Below are 19,398 nucleotides of genomic sequence, written 5' to 3'. Positions count from 1 at the left end.
GTTCAGGTGATCTCCAGCTGACGAAGTCGGGTTTCGATCGTTTGCACGGTGAGGCTGGCCTGACGCTGCAAACCGCCGTTCCAGCTGACCAGGGCCGGCGCCTGTCGACTGAGTTTCAGCGGCACGGCACCGCGGACCCGCAGCACCAGTCTGACCTCCAGATCCGGGCCGAAATACAATGCTGCGAGGCTGGCCAGTGCCGGGTGCGCTTCGCCATCCGGCAAGAAGCATGCGGCCTGCGCCGACGGCAACGGTCCGAGGGTCAGGCGAATGCCGGCATGTTCATCCCAGACCCGGGTGCCGGCCACGGCGCTGCGGCCCAGTTGCAGGTTGCGTCCACCCGGTTTGATCACGCTGCGGCTGGTCGGCGGGATCCGCCGCCAGGCGCCCTCGTAGGCGCTCAACTCGACTGGCACGGCAAACTGCTCGCGCACAATCGCGGCGAACCCGGCCAGCGACCGGCGGCCGTCGGCAAACAGCGCGGTGCAGGCCAATACCGCGCAATCGGGCACCGCCTGACGTTCCTGCAAAGCCTTGGGCAGCAAACCGGTCAACGCGCGCAATTGCGCCTGCACCGGTGACGCCCCCGGTGTGACGAAGCCTAGCGCCACCCGGTGTTTGCGCATCACTTTGTAAAGCAGGCTGAGCAAGCGATGCTGGAACAGATCGAGAAACGCCGCCGGCGCGTGATCCTTGGCCCGCGCCCGTTGTTGCAGCCAATCCTGATAAGCGTAGGGGAGTGGGCCGTCAGGGCCGCCGAGACCGAATATCGGCGTGTCGATCGTCAGCGGCTCGCCGGGTTCTTCGTGCAGGGCTTCAAGCTGGCTGATGGCAAACATCGGCGTCAGTGGTCCGCGCAGTTTCACCGCTTCGGCCTGAGGCGAGGTACCGCTGCCGAGGGGTTCGGCCTGAGGTTGCTCGCGTTCCAGCACCAGCAACGCCTGCAACAACTCGAACGCCTGTGGATCGCGGCGCAGACGTTGGCTCAGCGTCAGAGCGACAGAGGCATGCCGGCTTGGGGTTGCCATGCCTTGACCTCCTTGTCGGACTGCATCAGGACGGTGCGCACAAAGCGATTGGCCGTGGCGTACAGGGAAAAGAATTGCGCCAGCACCGCCGAAAACAACACCGCGCTGCTGCCGACAAAGTGCTGCGGATCGAGCTGCAACTGCACTTCAAGACCATTGCGCCAGCCGCGCCAGGCATCGGCGCCGACATGGCCGATCACGCGTTGGCAATTGAGCTGCAGCAAGCCTTCGATTTGTCGTAAGGCGCTGGCCTCATCACGCAGGTTATGCAGATGCAGAATCTCTTTCAGTGCGTCCAGCGCCTGGGGGCCTTCGACCAGTGACAGGTGATTGAGGGTCAGTTGCGACACCAGTCGCCAGCGCGAATCACCGTCCAGGCGCGGCAGACTTTGCGCGCTCGGCGGATTGCGCAGGCGTGCCCAGGCAACCGGGCCAGGGCGCTCGAAACCCAGCGGCGTACCGGCCGGCAGACTTTGCGCCAGATGACGGTTGGTGCAGAGCAATTCTGCCGTGAGGCTGTAATCGGGCAGGTCGGTCTGTGGCTCGAAACGGGTGTCGACCACGCTCACCAGCAAATCGCTGCCGAGCCGGTTCGGCGTCATGCCGTTGACCCGCCGCGCATGCCAGTAACGCTGTTGATCGCCGCCGCTGTGCTGGCTGCCGTAATACGCCGGCAGACGTTGCACGCCAGCACTGGAGCTGGCGCGCATGCCGCGAATGCTGTGGATCTCGACGCTGTTTTCGCGGTGGCTGTCGGCGATCAACCGATACTCGCTGCGCGTACCGTCGGGGCGCAGCGGCTCGGAAGTACGCGGGAACAGGTTGATCACCGGCGCGCAGCCCAAGGCGATGTCGCTGGCCTGCAAGTGCACGCGGCTGCCTGGGGCACGGTCGAAAACGATGTACAGATAGAGCGTCTGACTGTCGCTGGAGACACCGCCCAGTGGCAGATCGAAGAAGTGGAATTTGTCCGGGAAAGCAAAGTATTCGGCGAGCAAACGCATGCCCGGATGGACCCCGTCTTCATCCGGCAACAGCGCTTCGTCATCAGCGAAACCGACGATCTTCGGCAGGCCTTTCAGCGCTGTCGGAACGCTGCCCGGCGATCCCGCCAGCACTTGCACCGCATGGGCGCCGAGCAGGTCATACAGGCAGGCATTGACCACCGGTGAGGCCGCCAGATGAATGCGCAATTGCTCGATGCCCAGCGCCGACCATTGGCTTTCACCGCGGCAGCGCAGACTCAGGCGCAATGCCGAACGCGACTGCGCCACTCCGGTCAATGCCTGGGCTTCATCGCTGCCGAGCAACAACGCCTCGGTGACTTCGATCGGCCACAAACGCACGGCGGCCGACGTGCGAAAGTGAATGCTTTCACCCTTGCTGGTGGTCACGAACAGCGGCGTGTCACGGGGCAGGGGATAGCCGTCATCGAGATTGCCTTTGCTCGGATCAGGCTCGAACTGCACGATGGCGCAGGACGGCAGCGGCCGCATCGCCAACGGATATAGTTGCTCAAGCAGTGCATCGCTGAACTCGGCGTAGTCGTCATCCAGACGCCGTTGCAAGCGTGCGGCGAGCAGGGCGAAACCTTCCAGTAAACGCTCGACGTGCGGATCGGGGCACTCGCCCGGTGACAGCTCCAGACGCCGCGCGACTTTCGGATAGCGCTCGGCAAACTGGCTGCCGGCGTGGCGCAGCCAGGTCAGTTCGCGTTGGTAGTAGTCGAGCAGTTGCGGGTCAATCGAGTCGCTCATGGCGCACCTCCAGCCCTTGGCCACCGGGCTCGATGACAAAGGCCACCGGCCAGTGTTGCTGGCCGCTACGCAACTCACCGAGCAGGCGAATGCTCATTTGCTGCGGGTGCTCGGGCAAGGGATTGACCTGAACGTCGGCCAGCAGCAGGCGCGGTTCAAAATGCGTGATGGCTTCGCGGATGTCCCGCGCCAGCCGCCGACGGTCGTCGCTGCGCTGTTGTTGCAGAGCGCTCCAGTCGGCGATGCCATAGTCGATCACACTGGGTGGCGTGGTCAGCGTGCGCGGGCCACGTCGCGTATTGAACAAGCGCCCGAGCTCGGCGTGCACCGAGTCGAGCAAGTCCTGCCGATCGAACTCGCGCGCGCCTTCGGCCTCGCTGGACGCGAGGCGTTCGAACAGTGGCGCGCGCATGCCGGTGCCTGCCATGGCCAGAGCGCCGGGTTAGCTGACAAGCTTGTTGGCGGCCATATCCCAGGTCGACGCGGCGGTGCCTTCCTTGGTGCCGTCGTCTTTCTGTGCGGTGAGTTCCCATTTGATCTTGGTGAAGTTCAGCGACACGGTTTCCACCGGTTTGCCGCCGGTGCCGCCGCTGACGCTGACGTTGGACAGCACCACGTTGGTGAGCGTGTAGACGATAAAGGGCATCAACTGCCCGCTGCCTTCGGCGGCGTTGCGGCCGATGGTGATGATGGCTTCGGGGATCGGTTTGCCGGCGCAGCAGTATTCGTTGAGTGACGGGGTCGAGCTGTCGATAAACTTGGTCACGGTGAACTCGCCGACATGGGGTTTGCCGGAGGTGCGTTCCGAGTTGCTGACGTCGTTGGTGACTTGCATCGCCACGTTGTGGCTGTAGGACATGACTTCGATCTTGTCCGCAAAACCTTCGAGCAGGCTGTCGCCTTTGATGTCGCCGCCGAGGTCGAGAATGATTGCATCCATCGCTTGAAACTCCTGAAGGGTGTCGCGCTAGATAGAGAAAACCCCCACCGCAGCGGCGGCGGGGGCAAAGCAGGTCAGGCAGCAACCGGTGGCGGCAACGTCGCCACCAGGCGGATCGACGCGGTCAGCTCTTCGAGCTGGAAGTGCGGCCGCAGGAACACCGTCGCCCGGTAGGCGCCAGGCTTGCCGGCGACTTCGGTGACGTCCACCCGCGCTTCACGCAACGGATACTGCGCCTTGATTTCCTGCGGCGCGTTGTCGTTGATCAGCACGTAGTCGGCGATCCAGTTGTTGAGGTAGGTCTGCACGTTGTCGCGGGTCATGAAACTGCCGACCTTGTCGCGCATGATCACCTTCAGGTAGTGGGCGAAACGCGAGGCCGCGAGCACGTACGGCAACATCGCCGAAATGCGCGCGTTGGCGTTGGCCTCGTTGGTGTTGTAGACCTTGGATTTGTTGGTGGTCTGGCCGCCGAAGAACACCGCCACATCGCTGTTTTTCTTGTGGCACAGGGCGATGAAACCGAGGTCGTTAAGTTCTTTTTCGCGGCGGTCAGTGATCGCCACCTCGGTCGGGCATTTCAGCGACAAATCGCCGGAGCTGGTGCGGAACGTATGCGCTGGCAGACCTTCCACCGCGCCGCCGCCTTCAGCGCCACGAATCGCCGCGCACCAGCCGTACTTGGCGAACGCTTCGGTGATGCGTTGCGACAGCGCCCACGCGGCGTTGCCCCACAGGTATTTGCTGTGGTCGGTGCCGTTGACGTCTTCGACGTAGTTGATGCCTTCCACCGGCGAAGTGTCCGGGCCGTAGGGCAGACGCAGGAGGAAATGCGGCAGCACCAGAGACACGTAACGCGAATCCTCGCTCTCACGGAACGAGCGCCACTTGATCAGTTCCTGGCTCTCGAACACCTTCGACAGATCACGCGGCACCGCCAGTTCGGTGAAGCTGTTCATGTCGAACAGGCGCGGGCTGGCGGCGGCAATGAACGGCGCATGCGCAGCGGCGGCAACGTTCGACAGTTTCTCCAGCAGGCCGATGTCCTGCGGGTGCCGGCCAAAGGTGTAGTCACCGACCAACAGGCTGAACGGGTGGCCGCCGAAGGTGCCGTATTCTTCTTCATAGATCTTCTTGAACAGTGCGCTCTGGTCGAACTCGACGGCTTTTTCCAGGTCGTTCTGCAACTCTTTCTGCGTGACGTTGAGCAGGCGCAGTTTCAGCCGCGTGCTGGTTTCGGTGTTCTGCACCAGCAGGTGCAGACCACGCCACGAGGCTTCGAGTTTTTGCAGGTCGGGGTGATGCAGGACCTCGTTGAGCTGGGCGCTGATCAGCTCGTCGATCTGACTGATGCGGTCGTTGATCATCGCCACGGTGTCCTTGTCGATGGCCATGCCTTCGTCGAGCACCTGGGTGGCGAATTCCGCGAGCATGTCGCGGGCGTAATCCTGCTGACTGTCATCGTGGGCCATGCGGCCGTCGAGAATGATCTGGTCGAGCAGGGAAAGTGTCTCGGTCGTACTGCCGCTGGCTTGTTTCTGAGCAGAAGCGGGCATGGCGAATTCTCCCCTCGATTAAGTGGACGATCAGGCTTGCGGTTCGGCCGGTGCCTCGGCGTCAGCGGCCGGGGTAGCGGTGTCTGGGCGGGCCGATTTGATTTCCTGCAGGCCTTCGGTGTTGGCGATGACGTCGCGCAACAGCTTGTCCAGGTCATCGTTGCCGTCGAGTTTGGTCAGCAGATCGCGCAGACGCTGGCGGGCCTCGAACAGGCGCCGCAGCGGCGTGACTTGCTCCACCACTTTGACCGGGTCGAAGTCGTCGATGTGTTTGAAGTTGAGTTCGATATTGAGCTTGCTGTCGTCGCCGCTGAGGGTGTTGTTGACCTGCAGCGTGGCTCGCGGGCTGATCGAGGCGAGCACTTCGTTGAAGTTGTCACGGTCGATTTCGGTGAAACGCCGCTCGGTCAGTTTTGCCAATGGCTCAAGCGGTTTGCCGGAGAGGTCAGCGAGTATCCCGACCACCAGTGGCAATTCCTTTTTCTCGATGGCGTTGCCGATTTCGACGTCGTAAGTGATTTGCACTCGGGGCGGGCGCACCCGGTCGAGCTTGTGTTGAGTACTTTCTGCCATGTCGGCGGACTCCGATGCGATGAGCGGGCGCAATGCATCGGGGTGGCCCGTTCATCGCTTTCCCTTGCTGGACCGTAGGTTAGAAAGGGAGGCAGATGACCTGTCGTTCCTTTGACAAACCTTCCTCATTCGGCTGTAGGAACCGAACTACCCAAGACGCTAGAACAGGTCTATAAAAATGCAAGCAAAAACATTTTTGGACAGGTTCGCGAAAAGGAAAATTCATTTTGCGTAGACGACTTTTTCTAACACTGCTGTTTGCGTCCCTGGCCGGTTGCTCGCTCTTCGGGCCGAAGGTGGACCTCGACAGCCTGACCCTCGACGTCGCGCCGAAAGCCAACGACGACACGCCGATTGCCGTGGACTTCATTGCGGTCGTCGACCCTGATCTGCTCAAGCAACTGTCCGGCATCAGTGCCAGTCAGTGGTTCGCCGAACGCGAGCAGTACCAGCGCGACTATCGCCAGCTGATGAGCGTGTGGGGACTGGAGCTGGTGCCGGGGCAATTCATCGACCGTCAACCCTTCCCGTTAGGGGGCAAGAAGGCCGCTGGACTTTTGGTTTTCGCCAGCTATACCACACCCGGAGCACACCGCTTGCGCCTCGACGATCAGAGTGAGGCGTGGCTGAAATTCGACAGCCGCGAGATGAGCCTGGTCAACACCGAACACTGACACACCACCGCTGCCGCCGGATTGCGGCCTTGTCGAAGGGAGTCGTATGAGTCTGCTACCTGACGCGGTTTGCTGGCACGAAGGCATGCAATTGCTGCCGCAGCATTTTCAGTTGCAAGGGCTGCGAGCCGAAGCGCTCGGCGCGCATCTGGCGCAGGCGTGCAATCCGTGGTTCTGGGGTGTCAGCCATATGGAGTTCGATCCTTCGGCGCTGAGCGCTGGCGTGGTGCGCGTCTTGTCGCTGCAAGGGACGATGCCCGACGGCTTGCCGGTGGATTTGCAGGCCGGGATCGGGCCGGCACTGGAACTGGATGTGAGTGCGCCGATCGATGCCACCGACGATGCCACTGTCACTGTGTACCTGGCGATCAGCCCGATGTGGCGGGCCGGGCAGTTGCTGCCGCTCAAGGGCCGCTTGCAGTCGGTGGTGGGCGATGCGCTTCCCGATCTCACCAGCGGCGAATTCCCTGAATCGATCACCGTGTGGCGCCCCAATCCACGCCTGTGCACGCAACAGAACAAGGCCGATTCGATCTGTCTGCCGCTGCTGAAAATCCGCAAGGAGGGCGGTGGTTTCCTGCCGCTGTCTTATACCCCACCGACGCCGACTCTGTTGCCGGAATCGGCGCTCGGTCGACGCGTCGCCGGCCTCTGTGCGCGGGCACGGGAAAAGTGCCTGTTTCTCGGCGGCCGTTTGCGACAGGCGCAGCAGGCCGGCAATCAGGACGACGCGCTGGAAATCCGTCGGCAGTTGACCGCGCTGTGGGTTCGCCTGCCGGAAGTCGAAGGCGCGCTGAACAGCCGCATCGCCCATCCGCAAGCGCTGTATGTGCACCTGCTCGGACTGGCGGGCGCGTGGTCGGCGCTGGATCCGCTGGCCGGCGTGCCGGCGTTTGCCCCGCTGGATTTTGTCGAATTGCAGCGCGGTTATGACGCGGTGCTGCAATGGCTGGAAACCACCCTCGAACTGATTCGCGCCGGCTACCGCAGCCTGCCGTTCGAACGTGGTGAGCAGAGCTTTTCGATTCAACTGCCGGACGAGCAGCCGAGTCAGCGCCTGGTCATCGGTCTGCGCATGCCCAACGGTGCCAGCGAACAAGCCGCGATCGACTGGTTGCGCGGCGCGATCATCGCTTCGGCGCCGCACATCGCGCTGCTCAGTCGTCAGCGCATGAGCGGTTTGTCCCATCAGGCCATGAGCCGCAGCGAACAGGTGGCCTATAGCGTCGGCGAGGACACCCGGCTGTTTGTGCTGACTGCAGAAGGCGCGTGGTTCGACGCGCAACTGCCGCTGATGATCGCCGCACCGGCGGCGAAGTTGACCAGCAGTCCGTGGCAAGTGGTGCTGTTTGTAGCCCAGAACAGTGAAAGCGCCTGATCACACAAGGAACGCCGTATGTCGCAAGGAAGTGCCGCAAGCCTTGGGTTGCAGGACGCACCGTTGAGCAGCGCGTTCCGTCAGACGTGGCAGCAATGGCAGCAGGACTGGGTGCAATTGCCCAAGGACAGCGAGGACGAAGCGGCGCTGGTGGAGACCGTTGTCGAACTCTCGACACAGGCTTCGCAGCGACTGTGGCGCACCGCTTATGCGCGGGTCGGTGATTCGGCGACCGAGCAGGTCAAGGCACTGGTGTATGCATTCGTCGCGCTGGTCGATGAAACCCTGCTGTTCACACCATGGCCCGGGCAGTCGGCGTGGCAGGACAAACCCTTGGAGTCGCGTCTGTATTCCAGTCGTCAGGCCGGCGAACAAGTGCCGGCGGCGATTCAAACCTTGCTCGACGAGCAGCAACCGACCACCCGCGATCTGGCCAATGTCTATCTGCAGTGTCTGATCCTCGGCTTCCACGGGCGTCTGCGTGGCGAACACAGCCAGGCGCAACTGGAGAAGTGGCGGCTGGCGCTGTACACCTTCGCCTGGCAGGACGATGCCAGTTACGCCGATGTCAGTCAGCGCCTGGTGCAGCCGTCGCTGACCCCGCCATTGCAACTGCCGGTGCGCACGGCGCTGCCGGACGGCTTTCGCCTGGCGCTGGGGATTCTGGCGATGGTGCTGTTGCTGACCGGGCTTGGCCAGTTCCTCTGGCGTGATATTCGTTCGGAGCTGGACCCGGTGCTGCAGATCATCGATTCGGTGGCGCCAGCGGAGCAAGACTCATGAGTACCCTGACGATGGTCGTGTGGGGTGTCGCGCTACTGCTGGTCGTGGTGATCATTGCGGTGGCGGTGTGGTGGTTGCGCACTCAGAGCGGCGCCGCTATCCGCAGTTTCTACGCAGCCGTGCGACAAATGGAGCAGGAGCAGGGCAGTCACGATCGCTATCAGATGCCATGGCTGCTGATGCTCGGCGACGAAACCCAGGGCACGCAACTGGTCAGTGAATGGCGTCTGCAACCGACCGACAAACCGGCGTGGTTCGGCCGCTGGTGGTCGGACCCGGAAGGCGCCGTGCTGGTGGTGCCGCAGGCGTTGTTTCTGCCCGACGACGGCATGCATTTGCAGCGTGGCGGCTGGTGGCGGTTGCTCGGTTTGATCTTGCGGATGCGCAGCAAGCGGCCGCTGGACGGGGTGGTCTGGCTGGTGCCGGTGAGTCGCCTGAGTAATCTCGAACAGGCTGCCAGCCTAGGTCTGGCGGCGCGCCGGCGCTTCATCGATCTGCTGCAACGCTTTGGCCTGAGTGTGCCGGTGTACGTAATCATCACCGGGCTTGAAGAGTTGCCGGGCTTCCAGGAACTGATCAGCGCGCTGCCCGACGAGGCCCGCGAACGTACCCTTGGCTGGTCGTCGCCTTATTCACGTGATGCGGTTTGGCAAGGGCAATGGAGCGATCAGGCGCTCGATCGCATCCATCGCGCTGTGGCGGAAGCGATCATCGAAATCGGCACCTTGTCCGGCCAGTTGAGCGCCGATCTGTACGCCTTGCCGGAGCGTCTGGAAACCTTGCGGCGTGGTTTGCAGAGTGTTCTGGAGCCGGTGTTTCAAGGTAACGCCCAGGGTGAAGCACCGTGTTTTCGCGGTGTCTATTTCAGCGCCAGTCAGGCCTCGGAGGATGCCAAGGATGGATTTTCCGCTGATGACAGCGGCTTGCAGCAAAGCGTCTTTGTGCGCCAGTTGTGGCGCCAGCGTCTGGTCGGCGAGCGCGGGCTGGCGCAAGGCGTGCCGCGTCTGTTGCGCTTGCGTCAGCGTTGGCAGCGGCTGACGGCCGGCGTGGCGCTGGTGGTCGGGGTGATCTGGGTGGTGGCGATGCTTTGGGTCTGGCAGGTGTCGGTCAAGGATGCCCACGAACTGGCGCGGCAGATGCAAGGCGCGCAAAAGGGCTACGTGGCGATCAGCGACGAGGCGCAGCGGGTCGACTCGACCCGACGCAACGTGCAGACCTTCTGGCGCGTGCTCGAGCGTGCGCCGCACTGGAACTATGTTTCTCTGGTGTTTCCGACGTCGTGGTTTTCCTCGCTGGACAATCAGCTTGAGCAGCAAGTCTTGCAGTCCACCCAGCGCCACATCATGGTGCCGCTGCATGACCTGTTGAGCGCGCAACTGGCACAGATCAAGGCAATCCGCAGCACCGACCGGCGCAGCAGTGTCGAAAGCGACGACCCGGCGCAGTGGCAGAACTATCTGAAGGCGAACGATCTGGTGGATCGGGCCTTGCGTCTGGAACAGCAGAACCAGTTGTTCAATCAAGTGCAGAACAACCCGCGCGCGCCCCTGGACGACCTGGTGCAATTGAGCAACAACGCGCTGTCACTGAACCTCAACACGGGCACCTTGCCGTATGCGGCGTTCTACAATCGGCTGCTCGTGGCCGGGGAAGACGGCAGCTTGCAGGCACTTGATCTGAGCGTCGACCGGCCGCAGATCGTCAGCAACTTTTCCGGGTTGATGCAGCGCTGGCTGGATCAGTATTTCCTCGCCGACAACTTTGTCAGCAAGGCTGGCTACCTCAAATTGCATCTGGATCAATTGCAAGCCGGCAGCGGCAACAGCCTGCGGGAGCTGGAAGACCTGACCGCGCTGGTCGACGATCTGCAAGCGGCGATTGCCCTGACCAATTCGACGTGGAGTCGCGGCAAAGGCCAGGAACTGGTGCCGGGTTATCGCGATTTCCTCACCAAGGTCGGCAAGAGCACATTGCTGGGCACGCAGGTCGAGCAAGACCTCGATACGCAAGCGACACGCCTGCAGCAGAGCTTTCGCGATCAGTGGATCGCCCAGATCGGCTCGCGGGACAACCTGCTGGTGCAACAAGTCAGCGGGCAACTGGCCTTGCAGGAACAAGTGATCAAGCTGGATAACGCGATACAGGCGCTGTTCAAGCGTGAATTCGTTTCGGTTGCTCTGCGCGACAGTGAAGACAACGTCAACCTGCAAGGCCAGACCGTAGACGGCGATGATCTCAATGAGTCGCTGAAGTATTTCGCCGACTACAACAGCTACGTCGCTGAAGAGCTGCCGCGCATTCCGCCGGACTATCGGATTGCCTTGCTCAAAACCGCCGAACGCGCCGCCGCTCAGGCGATGTGGCTAAGCCTCAAGGATCACAACGACCAAGCGCATCCTTACGCCGTGTTCAACGTCCAGGCCGAGCAAGCCATGGCCCTGCAGAAGGCGTTTGTCGAGGTGCACCGCGCGGATCTCTCCACACGCCTGCAAGCGGCCCTCAACCGCCGCGCCATGGCGCAGATTACCGGGGGGCTGGAAGACATCACCGCACAACCGATGTTCGGCGGCCGTACCGAAATCAGTCAGTGGGACGGTTCGAAAAACCTCGGCCTGCAATTGTTTGGCGCCAGTGATGTGCAGGACCTGAAGCTGAGCCTCAAGCAGCAGTTCAATACCATGCTCGGCATCACTGAGCGGCGCACGTCTTCGTTACAGTGGTTGACGACACAGCAAGCCAATCTCTCGGCGCTGGATTACGAACGCGTGACGCAGTTCAGCGCGCTGAACGATGAACTGCGTAAATACAAGGAAGCCAATCCGGCCAGCTCGCCAGCGCAGATCGAACAACTGGTCAGCCGCGATTTCATCGAAATGGACGTCAACTCCTGCCTGCAAATGTTGCAGACCGCCAACCTTGCCGGTGGGCGCGGCACCCTGGCGATGCGCGCGGTCGAGCTGCAACAGGAAGCCATGCAGCGTTGTCAGCAGTTGCAAGTACAACAGGCGGCGGCCGCGTGGAATGAGCTGGCCAACTACTTCAATCAGTACCTCGCTGACCGGTTTCCATTCGCCAACGGCGTGCAGATGCCGGATGCCGAACCGGCGCGGGTTCAATATTTGCTGGAGTTGATCGATAAGCGCCTGCCGGTCGCCCAGGCCGGACTGGCCACGAATCAGACGCCGGAACGCGTCGCCGCTGAAGACTTTCTCAATCGTTTGAAGCAGGCCAGCACCTGGCTGACGCCGCTGTTCGTGCGCGACAAGAGCGGCATCCTCGGCGTCGAGCTCGACGTGCGCTGGCGCACCGATCGCGATAATGAACAGGGTGCCGATCAAGTGATTGCCTGGGGTTTGCTCGCCGGCAATCAGCAGATCAACTACCCGGTCGCGGCCGAGCAGCCGAGTCTGCGCTGGATGCTCGGCCAGCCGATTCGCCTGACCCTGCGCTGGGCGCGCAACGGCAAGGAACGTCCGGTCAATGATCCGCTGCAACCGAATCTGGTGGTGCGTGATCTGGAGGCCGGTTGGGAATACGGCGGGCCATGGTCGTTGCTGCGGATGATGCGTGCGCACTTCTCGGTGCAGCGTCAGCCGAGCATGGATTACACCGATTTCCCGCTGACCCTGCGCCTGCCCGTGACCGCGTCGGCCAACAGCGTCACCAGCGAATTCACGCGGATGTTCGTGCGCCTGTCATTGATGAGCCAGGGTTCGAAATTGCCGCTGTCGATTGCCCCGTTGCCCACCCGTGCGCCGCGCTCACCGTTTCAGGTGACCGGCAGCACTGTCGCCCTTGAATCGCAGAAGGAGGGCATGTGAGCCTGCCATCGACCGCTGTGCCAGACCTGATTGATCAACTGCTCGCGCCGATCAGCGCGGATGCGCCGTGCGGTGTCGATTTGCGTTATGAGCGTGAGTTCGATCAGTTGCGCGACTTGCGCCGCGAGGATGATGCAAGCCTGCCGACCGGGGTCTGGCAGTCGACACTGAAGCGGGCGAACTGGCCGGAGGTCGAGAAACTCACCACTGCTTTATTGCTCGAACGCAGCAAGGACTTGATGCTCAGCGCCTGGCTCGGCGAAGCGTGGCTGCACCTGCAAGCACTGGACGGTTTGCCCGGCAGTCTGGCGCTGATTGCCGGTTTGTGTGAGCGCTTCCCTGAACACTTGCATCCGCAAGCCGAGGAGGGCGATCAGTCGTGGCGCGTGATTCCGCTGGAATGGCTGGTGCGTCGCTACAGTGAAGTGTTGCTCACTCGCGTGCCGCTGTTCGGCACTCGCAACAGCGATTTCGAAGCTTATACCCTGGAAGTCTGGCGGCGTTTGCAGATTCAACAGGTGCAGGTCAACGACAGCAAGAATGCCAAAAGCTCGGCAGAAACTGCACGCAATGAACAGAAAAAACTCAGCGACCAGATCCGTGCCACACCGCTGGCATTCTGGCTGCGCACCCAGGGCAATCTGCTGTTGAGCCTGCAACACCTGCAACGGCTCGACAGCTGGAGCAATGCTTATCTGGGTGAGCAAGGCCCGGGATTACGCCCCTTGCAGGACATCATTCAAGCGCTGCTGAAGCTGGTTCAGGAGTTTATCGCCATGCACCCACAACAACCGGCGCCGCCCGTGCCCGTGGTCGAAGCCACTGCAATCATGACGCAGCCTGAAGAGCCTGCGCCGGTTGCTCAGGTGTTTCGCGAGCCGGCCAATCGTGAGGAGGCCTATCGACAATTGCTGCTGATCGCCGAATACCTGGCCCGCACCGAACCCCATAGCCCGGTGCCGTATCTGATCCGCCGGGGAGTCGAGTGGGGCAACAAACCGCTGAGCGAGTTACTCGGTGAGCTGATCAGTGCCGACGCCGAATCGCGGCGTTTATGGACGTTGCTCGGCGTGCTTTAGTGCACACGCTGGTTGTTGAGTTTCGGTGGCAGCGCGATGGGCGTCAGCACGGGCTCGCCTGAGAAGAACGCCACGAGGTTTTTGCCTACCAGTTCGACGGTGCCTTGCGTCGCTTCCGGTGACAGGCCGGCGACGTGTGGCGTCAGCAGCACGTTGCTCAGTGTTTTCAGCGCATCCGGCACTTGTGGCTCGTGGTCGAACACATCGAGTGCGGCGCCGGCGATTCTGCGTTGTTCAAGGGCAGTGATCAGATCCGCCGTAGCGATGACGCTGGCGCGGGCAATGTTGACGATGAAGCCTTTCGGCCCGAGCGCATCGAGCACCGCGCGGGTGACCAGATGTTGGGTGCCAATGCCACCGGGCGTGGCGACAATCAGAAAGTCCGAAGCCCGGGCCAGTTCGGTCGGCGTCGAGCAGAACGCATAAGGCACATCGCTACGCACCTGGCGGCTGTGGTAGCTGATTTCCATGTCGAAGCCGAGGCTCGCACGTTTGGCGATCGCCAGCCCGACGGCGCCCAGCCCGAGAATCCCCAGGCGTTTGCCGGCCAGCGACGGGCGCATGATCTTCGGCCATTCACCCCGGCGTACTGCGGCATCACACCGCGGGATATCCCGGACCAGTGCCAACAACATCGCCATCGCATGGTCAGCCACCGACGAGGCGTTGACCCCGGCGCCGTTGGTGACGGTAATGCCACGGTTGCTGGCGGCTTGCAGGTCGACCTGTTCGTAGCCGGCGCCGATGACGGTAATGATCTTCAACGCGGGCAGGGCGGCGATCTCTTCCGCCGTGAGGCCCAGCGGACCGCGGGTCAGCACCGCATCGATGCGGCTGCCTTGGGAGGCAATGGCGTGCGCACGTTCGGCGGGTGTGGGGGCGAGAATCAGGTGGAAGCCCTGATGTTCGAGGATCGGCAAATAGTCATTGATGGTTTCAACCAGTACCAGAACGGTTGCGGGCATTGCGCGGCTCCTGTGAACGTCGGCGGGTTGGTCGAGAAAGTCGTTTCAGAGTGCTGAATCCGCAGCGACTTGGCAATCGTTGTCATTCGCGCAGTGGTGCTTTGATTCTGGACGGCTTCGGACAAGAAGCAAGGCTGGCAGCACACCGGTGATCCGGTGTGCTGCCGACATCATTGAGCCGCTTGGGCTTTGGCTTGCTCAGCCATCGCGATCGGCTTGAAATCGTAGGTCGGATAGAACTCGGTGCGGTAGCTGCCCCAAGCAGTGTTTTCCAGTGCAAGATTCACTTCCGCCAGACGCGAGACAGGAAATCGCACGGTCACGACCTGGCCGATACCCATCATGATGTTCCAGCTCACCACCTCGACTCCGGCCGGGGGAAAGGTTTTATGGAAACCCTGTTGCGCGAGCTGGGCCTGAGTTCACTTAATGGTCGGGTTTGATCATGCTTCAGAAACACAGTCAGCATCATCGCGTTGTCGGCAGTGGCGACGGCATTTTTTGCGGGTTGGGTAGCGGTTTGTGCGCTGACCCCGGCGCAATAGACGGAAGAAATCAGTAACGCCGACATCAGCAGGTTTTTAAGTGATTTTTGCATATTGAACTCCTGGTTTTATTATTTGATGACGGACCTGGTTTCTATCGTTCCGGTATAGGGCTCGTGAACGACATGAATGCGAACGAGAGGGTTGTTGTCGACCATGTCGCGGGGTACTTCCCGAGAGTAAGTGAATTCACGGTTGTTCAATGTTTCCAGACGTCTGGCCCATGTTCTGGTCGGGCCGACATCCGGCACAAGAATGTGCTGTTGCTGATCGCCGGTGACAAAGAAATAACCGCCGCCGCCGTTGTTGTACTTTGATTCGCCGGTATCGGTGTAAAAGAATTCGTATCGATTACGCTCGGGATCCCAGGTCGATATGCCAACGACGCCGGGGTACTTCGCTTTGACGTCGGTTTCAGGGGCGCCGTCGAGGTAGACCTTGGTGGTCAGCCATCGGGGCGAAGAAGCCAGCTCGCGGACGTCGGCGTTGGCGCTGGCGAGCGGGGCAAGCAGTGCGGCCAACAACAGGCCGGTCATCATGTTCTTCTGCATGCTGTGTCCTCTTGATCACACTTTAATTGTTGGTCGTTCAACTTCAGGGCGATAAAAATATAGACCTGCCGCGGAATATTGTTCAATGGCTGGGTAGTTGTTTGTAACAAATGGCTGGCATTCGGCTTTAAGTAATATTTTGTTGTTGGTTTTTTTTGGCTGTTTAGGCTGTAGGAATATTCTGAAAAGTTGGTGTTCGATTTGCTTGTTTGTTGGTGTTGTCTGTAGTTGAAGTCGCTGGCACCCTTAATTAATTACACGATGCTGTAGGACAGAGGATGCCGTAACAAATGTCTGGTTGACGCAACCGCAGCAAGTCAAGTTGCGTCAACTTCAGAGTGGATTTCCTTAGAACGTCACTTCAGCGCAGTTGATTAAACGCGCGAAGGCAGCGCCGAGGGTTGCGTTGTGATGCTGGATGATTGCTGCGGCCGGTAGCGCGGCAGTGTCCATGCAGGTGTGGGCGTCAACGACCAGCAATGGCTTGAAGCCGAGATCCGCGGCGGCGCGGCAGGTGCTGTCGATGCAGAACTGGCTTTTCATACCGACGATATAAAGGTCATCGACTTGCGCGGATTCGAGTTGCCGAGCCAATTGAGTGCCATGAAAGGCATTCGGGCGGGATTTGTCGAAGAGGGTATCGATGTCTGCGTCCAGCTCAAGCGCTGGCAGTAATTGCCAGAAAGGACTGCCAGCGGCAATCGGTGAGCCGTCCGGGCCGGTGTGGCGCACGGCAAAGATCGGCACTTGATTCGCGCGGGCCTGAGCGACCAGGCGCTGGATGTTGGCCAGAACCCGTTCGCCCTGGTAGGGCTTTTCCGGTCCGTGGAACAGACCAACCTGCATATCGATGATCAACAGTGCTGCGGGCATGGTGTTTCTCCTTGGGGGCTGCAGATGCCGCACGGACGGGAGAAACAACAAGGCCCCGTCCATTGCTGGCGGGGCCTTGGGTTTGCTGCGCTGGGTTTACCTCAGGCAGAAACACCACGACCCGCCGGTGGCGGTCGTGGTGGTACGGGTGAGTTGCAGCGCGCGAATGTTCATGGGGCCGATCATGCTGGCACCGATGCCGGGCTGTCAATCACCCGCTCAAGTGACGTATTGCGCAATGCCGTTACCGAATGACCAGTTCTCTTTTTTCACCTCCACCAGATTGATGAACACGTCTTCCAGGCGCACCGCCAGTTGGGTGTGCAGGCTTTCAGCGATGGTTTTGAACAGCAACTGTTTCTTCTCTATCGAGCGCCCTTCGCTGATGGTGATCTGAATGAACACCACGCCATCACTGCGCTGGATCCCCAGATACTGCGGGTCGTAAACGAGGTGCTGACTGTCGTGCTCGGTGAGGATCTGGAAGTTGTCGTGCTCGGGCACATCGATACAACTGCGCAGGGCAGCGTAGATGTGCTCGCCGATGCGTTTGGCGAAAGTGGGGTCGGGGTTTTGCTGGATATCGACGCGAACCAGTGGCATGGGAAGGCTCCGCAGGGCAGGGGATTCATCTCACGCTAGATCAAGTGGGCCAAATTGAAAGAATAGGGCGCTTGATCTCTGCGCATTACCTAAAAGTCTCTATTTGAGGCGACCTACCTGATTTGAGGAATTTACCTACGAATCCGCCAGACTCGTCTGCTACCTGGCAAGTGATGAATGCGAAATCATCAGGATCCAAAGCAGCCTGTTCAGTCACTGCCAACAGCCAAGGAAGGCAAATGCTTCAGAATGATCGGGAAAATCTGGAACTCGAAAGGCTACAAAACGAATCACGCAAGCTCATTGTCGAGAGACGCAAGCTTATGGCTGAGGAAAACAAACTAAAACGAGAGCGGTTCTGGTACCCGGTAGCAGTAGGCACGGGGCTGCTAACTGCGATTACTGCTGTATTCGGAATATTGACCAGGTTTTAAATGAAGCGCTTCACCCATCATGGTTTGCGATCAGGCGTACCGGCTGCTCAATAACGTTTTACATAACAGATTGGTCTCGCGACTTAGCAAAGGACGTTAAATATGTACAGAGAAGACCCTGAAGCCAGAGTTGAACGACTTCGACGAGAGGACGCCGAGTTTGCTGAAGAGGCCAAAGGTCTGTCCCCAGCGGAGATTCGCTCAGAATTATTCAGGTTCGGTATGGGGGCAGTGTTTGCGCTGGTCGTCATCACAATCGGGACGATGATTCTTCGTGTGATCTGAAATGTTTTCCTGACGGGGGCGCTTGTCGCTGATACGGGCCAAAAACGACATTCGACGTAGTTGTGGGCGACAGCAGTTTTCCAGAAAACGACACCCCACTGATCTGCTCCGCACAACCATTCCTCAGCTAAGTCTTTGCTTCTGCTCATTTATCGCGGAGAATCGCGCCCCTGTTTCGGCCGGAGCATGTCTGTCGGTTTTTTCCGACGCGTCCTGACCGAGTGGCAAGTGACCGGAATGCGGAGATCCGACCGGATGAATGATCAGGCCAATAGCGTCGAAGAGCGCTTTGATGCAGCAGCACCCGCTGAACTCTCGAGCTGGAATCGCCAGGACACCACCTGGATGTTGGGGTTGTTTGGAACGGCCATTGGCGCCGGTACCCTGTATTTGCCGATCAACGCAGGCTTGGGTGGCTTCTGGCCGCTGGTGGTCCTTGCGCTGTTGGCGTTCCCGATGACGTTCTACGCTCACCGCGGTCTGACCCGTTTTGTGCTTTCCGGTCGCGAAGGCGCCGACATCACTGAAGTGGTCGAACAGCATTTTGGCATCAAGGCTGGTGCGTTGATCACGCTGCTTTATTTCTTTGCGATCTTCCCGATCCTGCTGATCTACAGCGTCGGCTTGACCAACACGGTCGCCAGTTTCCTTGAGCATCAATTGCACATCACACCGCCGCCACGTGCGCTGCTGTCGTTCGTGCTGATTCTTGGTTTGCTGGCTGTGGTGCGTTGCGGCCAGGAGGCGATCGTCAAGGCGATGAGCCTGATGGTGTACCCGTTCATCGTCGCGCTGCTGTTTCTGGCGGTATACCTGATTCCGCACTGGAACGGCGGTATCCTGACCACCGTTTCGCAGGTGCCGCCGCCGTCGGCGCTGCTGCACACGCTGTGGCTGGCGATTCCGGTGATGGTGTTCTCGTTCAACCATTCGCCGATCATTTCGGCGTTTGCAGTGGATCAGAAGCGTCAGTACGGCGTGCATGCCGATGAGCGCAGCTCGCAGATCCTGTTCCGCGCCCATGCATTGATGGTGCTGATGGTGCTGTTCTTCGTCTTCAGTTGCGTGCTGACGTTGTCACCGGAGCAATTGGCGGAAGCCAAAGAGCAGAATCTGTCGATCCTGTCGTACCTGGCCAACCACTTCAACAATCCGACCATTGAGTTCGCCGCGCCGTTGATCGCGTTTGTCGCGATCTCCAAGTCGTTCCTCGGTCACTACATCGGCGCCAGTGAGGGCCTGAAAGGCTTGATCGTGAAGAGCGGCAAGCGTCCGAGCGCCAAGGCACTGGATCGCATCGTGGCGGCTTTCATGCTGGTGATCTGCTGGATCATCGCGACCCTGAATCCGAGCATTCTGGGCATGATCGAAACCGTCGGCGGCCCGGTAATCGCGGCGATTCTGTTCCTGATGCCGATGTATGCGATTCGCAAGATTCCGGCGATGGCGCGCTATCGTGGTCAGGCCTCTAACGTGTTTGTAACGGCGGTAGGTCTGGTAGCGATTTCGGCACTGGTTTACAAGCTGACGATGTAAAAGTTCGCAGCCTGCGG

17 protein-coding genes and 1 pseudogene are annotated in these 19,398 nt (G+C 60.5%); 7 read left to right on the top strand and 11 right to left on the bottom strand.

From position 1 onward, the window contains the following. Positions 1 to 2 precede the first annotated feature (2 nt). The 6 genes from tssG to tssB all read right to left on the bottom strand — a co-directional run bounded on the left by tssG (position 3) and on the right by tssB (position 5,854). A complete protein-coding gene (tssG, locus tag KBP52_RS06585; protein WP_212622414.1) occupies positions 3 to 1,028 on the bottom strand; it encodes a type VI secretion system baseplate subunit TssG in 1,026 nt (341 codons plus the stop codon). Then, positions 992 to 2,785, bottom strand: coding sequence for a type VI secretion system baseplate subunit TssF (gene tssF / locus KBP52_RS06580; RefSeq protein ID WP_077573414.1), 1,794 nt, complete (start codon positions 2,783 to 2,785; stop codon positions 992 to 994). Before tssF ends, tssG begins: the two co-directional genes overlap by 37 nt. Further along, positions 2,769 to 3,212, bottom strand: a complete 444-nt coding sequence (tssE, locus tag KBP52_RS06575; RefSeq protein ID WP_123593913.1) for a type VI secretion system baseplate subunit TssE — start codon at positions 3,210 to 3,212, stop codon at positions 2,769 to 2,771. The genes tssF and tssE overlap by 17 nt, the downstream gene beginning before the upstream one ends. Positions 3,213 to 3,227: 15 nt before the next feature. Continuing rightward, a complete protein-coding gene (locus KBP52_RS06570; RefSeq protein ID WP_007911046.1) occupies positions 3,228 to 3,725 on the bottom strand; it encodes an Hcp family type VI secretion system effector in 498 nt (165 codons plus the stop codon). Positions 3,726 to 3,799: 74 nt separating this feature from the next. Next, positions 3,800 to 5,281, bottom strand: a complete 1,482-nt coding sequence (tssC, locus tag KBP52_RS06565) for a type VI secretion system contractile sheath large subunit (RefSeq protein ID WP_212622413.1) — start codon at positions 5,279 to 5,281, stop codon at positions 3,800 to 3,802. 30 nt (positions 5,282 to 5,311) lie between these two features. Continuing rightward, positions 5,312 to 5,854, bottom strand: coding sequence for a type VI secretion system contractile sheath small subunit (gene tssB / locus KBP52_RS06560; protein WP_064390536.1), 543 nt, complete (start codon positions 5,852 to 5,854; stop codon positions 5,312 to 5,314). 227 nt (positions 5,855 to 6,081) lie between these two features. Here tssB and KBP52_RS06555 point away from each other — a divergent pair, with 227 nt between their 5' ends. From KBP52_RS06555 to tssA, 5 genes are read left to right on the top strand one after another with little or no spacing between them, the layout of a single operon-like run. Continuing rightward, positions 6,082 to 6,528: a type VI secretion protein gene (locus tag KBP52_RS06555; RefSeq protein WP_077573412.1), complete on the top strand. Its 447-nt coding sequence runs from the start codon at positions 6,082 to 6,084 to the stop codon at positions 6,526 to 6,528. Between the two features lie 46 nt (positions 6,529 to 6,574). Continuing rightward, positions 6,575 to 7,906: a type VI secretion system baseplate subunit TssK gene (gene tssK / locus KBP52_RS06550; RefSeq protein WP_212622412.1), complete on the top strand. Its 1,332-nt coding sequence runs from the start codon at positions 6,575 to 6,577 to the stop codon at positions 7,904 to 7,906. 18 nt (positions 7,907 to 7,924) lie between these two features. Beyond that, positions 7,925 to 8,689 (top strand): DotU/TssL family secretion system protein, encoded by a 765-nt coding sequence (locus tag KBP52_RS06545; RefSeq protein WP_077573410.1) that lies wholly within the window; start codon positions 7,925 to 7,927, stop codon positions 8,687 to 8,689. Beyond that, on the top strand, positions 8,686 to 12,510 hold the full coding sequence (locus KBP52_RS06540; RefSeq protein WP_212622411.1) for a type VI secretion protein IcmF/TssM N-terminal domain-containing protein: 3,825 nt from the start codon (positions 8,686 to 8,688) through the stop codon (positions 12,508 to 12,510). The genes KBP52_RS06545 and KBP52_RS06540 overlap by 4 nt, the downstream gene beginning before the upstream one ends. Next, positions 12,507 to 13,589 (top strand): type VI secretion system protein TssA, encoded by a 1,083-nt coding sequence (gene tssA / locus KBP52_RS06535; protein ID WP_212622410.1) that lies wholly within the window; start codon positions 12,507 to 12,509, stop codon positions 13,587 to 13,589. Before KBP52_RS06540 ends, tssA begins: the two co-directional genes overlap by 4 nt. Here the strand turns inward: tssA and KBP52_RS06530 are convergent. The 5 genes and pseudogenes from KBP52_RS06530 to KBP52_RS06510 all read right to left on the bottom strand — a co-directional run bounded on the left by KBP52_RS06530 (position 13,586) and on the right by KBP52_RS06510 (position 17,126). Continuing rightward, positions 13,586 to 14,554, bottom strand: coding sequence for a 2-hydroxyacid dehydrogenase (locus tag KBP52_RS06530; protein ID WP_123593910.1), 969 nt, complete (start codon positions 14,552 to 14,554; stop codon positions 13,586 to 13,588). The genes tssA and KBP52_RS06530 overlap by 4 nt on opposite strands. A 170-nt stretch (positions 14,555 to 14,724) precedes the next feature. Next, positions 14,725 to 15,152 (bottom strand): annotated as a pseudogene (locus KBP52_RS06525) (hypothetical protein). 18 nt (positions 15,153 to 15,170) lie between these two features. Beyond that, positions 15,171 to 15,650 carry a DUF4822 domain-containing protein gene (locus KBP52_RS06520; protein WP_212622409.1) on the bottom strand — a complete coding sequence of 160 codons (480 nt, stop codon included), beginning with the start codon at positions 15,648 to 15,650 and terminating at the stop codon, positions 15,171 to 15,173. A gap of 348 nt (positions 15,651 to 15,998) precedes the next feature. Further along, positions 15,999 to 16,523, bottom strand: a complete 525-nt coding sequence (locus KBP52_RS06515; RefSeq protein ID WP_212622408.1) for a cysteine hydrolase family protein — start codon at positions 16,521 to 16,523, stop codon at positions 15,999 to 16,001. A gap of 219 nt (positions 16,524 to 16,742) precedes the next feature. Continuing rightward, positions 16,743 to 17,126, bottom strand: a complete 384-nt coding sequence (locus KBP52_RS06510) for a tautomerase family protein (protein ID WP_116031208.1) — start codon at positions 17,124 to 17,126, stop codon at positions 16,743 to 16,745. 239 nt (positions 17,127 to 17,365) lie between these two features. Here KBP52_RS06510 and KBP52_RS30455 point away from each other — a divergent pair, with 239 nt between their 5' ends. Then, positions 17,366 to 17,560, top strand: a complete 195-nt coding sequence (locus KBP52_RS30455; protein WP_116031206.1) for a hypothetical protein — start codon at positions 17,366 to 17,368, stop codon at positions 17,558 to 17,560. A 540-nt stretch (positions 17,561 to 18,100) separates the two neighbouring features. After that, entirely contained in the window at positions 18,101 to 19,381 is a 1,281-nt protein-coding gene (locus tag KBP52_RS06505) for an HAAAP family serine/threonine permease (protein ID WP_064117620.1), read from the top strand. The last annotated feature ends 17 nt before the right edge of the window (positions 19,382 to 19,398 follow it).

Source organism: Pseudomonas sp. SCA2728.1_7 (assembly GCF_018138145.1).
GTDB lineage: Bacteria > Pseudomonadota > Gammaproteobacteria > Pseudomonadales > Pseudomonadaceae > Aquipseudomonas > Aquipseudomonas koreensis_A.
The sequence above is the reverse complement of the archived record's forward strand: the minus strand, read 5'-3'. Positions and strand labels throughout refer to the sequence as shown.

Coding starts and splice junctions, on each gene's coding strand:
- tssB (WP_064390536.1), bottom strand. CDS start 5,854: ATGGCAGAAAGTACTCAACACAAGCTCGACCGGGTGCGCCCGCCCCGA.
- KBP52_RS06545 (WP_077573410.1), top strand. CDS start 7,925: ATGTCGCAAGGAAGTGCCGCAAGCCTTGGGTTGCAGGACGCACCGTTG.
- KBP52_RS06530 (WP_123593910.1), bottom strand. CDS start 14,554: ATGCCCGCAACCGTTCTGGTACTGGTTGAAACCATCAATGACTATTTG.
- tssE (WP_123593913.1), bottom strand. CDS start 3,212: ATGGCAGGCACCGGCATGCGCGCGCCACTGTTCGAACGCCTCGCGTCC.
- KBP52_RS06515 (WP_212622408.1), bottom strand. CDS start 16,523: ATGCCCGCAGCACTGTTGATCATCGATATGCAGGTTGGTCTGTTCCAC.
- KBP52_RS06505 (WP_064117620.1), top strand. CDS start 18,101: ATGAATGATCAGGCCAATAGCGTCGAAGAGCGCTTTGATGCAGCAGCA.
- tssF (WP_077573414.1), bottom strand. CDS start 2,785: ATGAGCGACTCGATTGACCCGCAACTGCTCGACTACTACCAACGCGAA.
- KBP52_RS06540 (WP_212622411.1), top strand. CDS start 8,686: ATGAGTACCCTGACGATGGTCGTGTGGGGTGTCGCGCTACTGCTGGTC.
- KBP52_RS30455 (WP_116031206.1), top strand. CDS start 17,366: ATGCTTCAGAATGATCGGGAAAATCTGGAACTCGAAAGGCTACAAAAC.
- KBP52_RS06520 (WP_212622409.1), bottom strand. CDS start 15,650: ATGCAGAAGAACATGATGACCGGCCTGTTGTTGGCCGCACTGCTTGCC.
- KBP52_RS06570 (WP_007911046.1), bottom strand. CDS start 3,725: ATGGATGCAATCATTCTCGACCTCGGCGGCGACATCAAAGGCGACAGC.
- tssK (WP_212622412.1), top strand. CDS start 6,575: ATGAGTCTGCTACCTGACGCGGTTTGCTGGCACGAAGGCATGCAATTG.
- tssC (WP_212622413.1), bottom strand. CDS start 5,281: ATGCCCGCTTCTGCTCAGAAACAAGCCAGCGGCAGTACGACCGAGACA.
- tssG (WP_212622414.1), bottom strand. CDS start 1,028: ATGGCAACCCCAAGCCGGCATGCCTCTGTCGCTCTGACGCTGAGCCAA.
- KBP52_RS06510 (WP_116031208.1), bottom strand. CDS start 17,126: ATGCCACTGGTTCGCGTCGATATCCAGCAAAACCCCGACCCCACTTTC.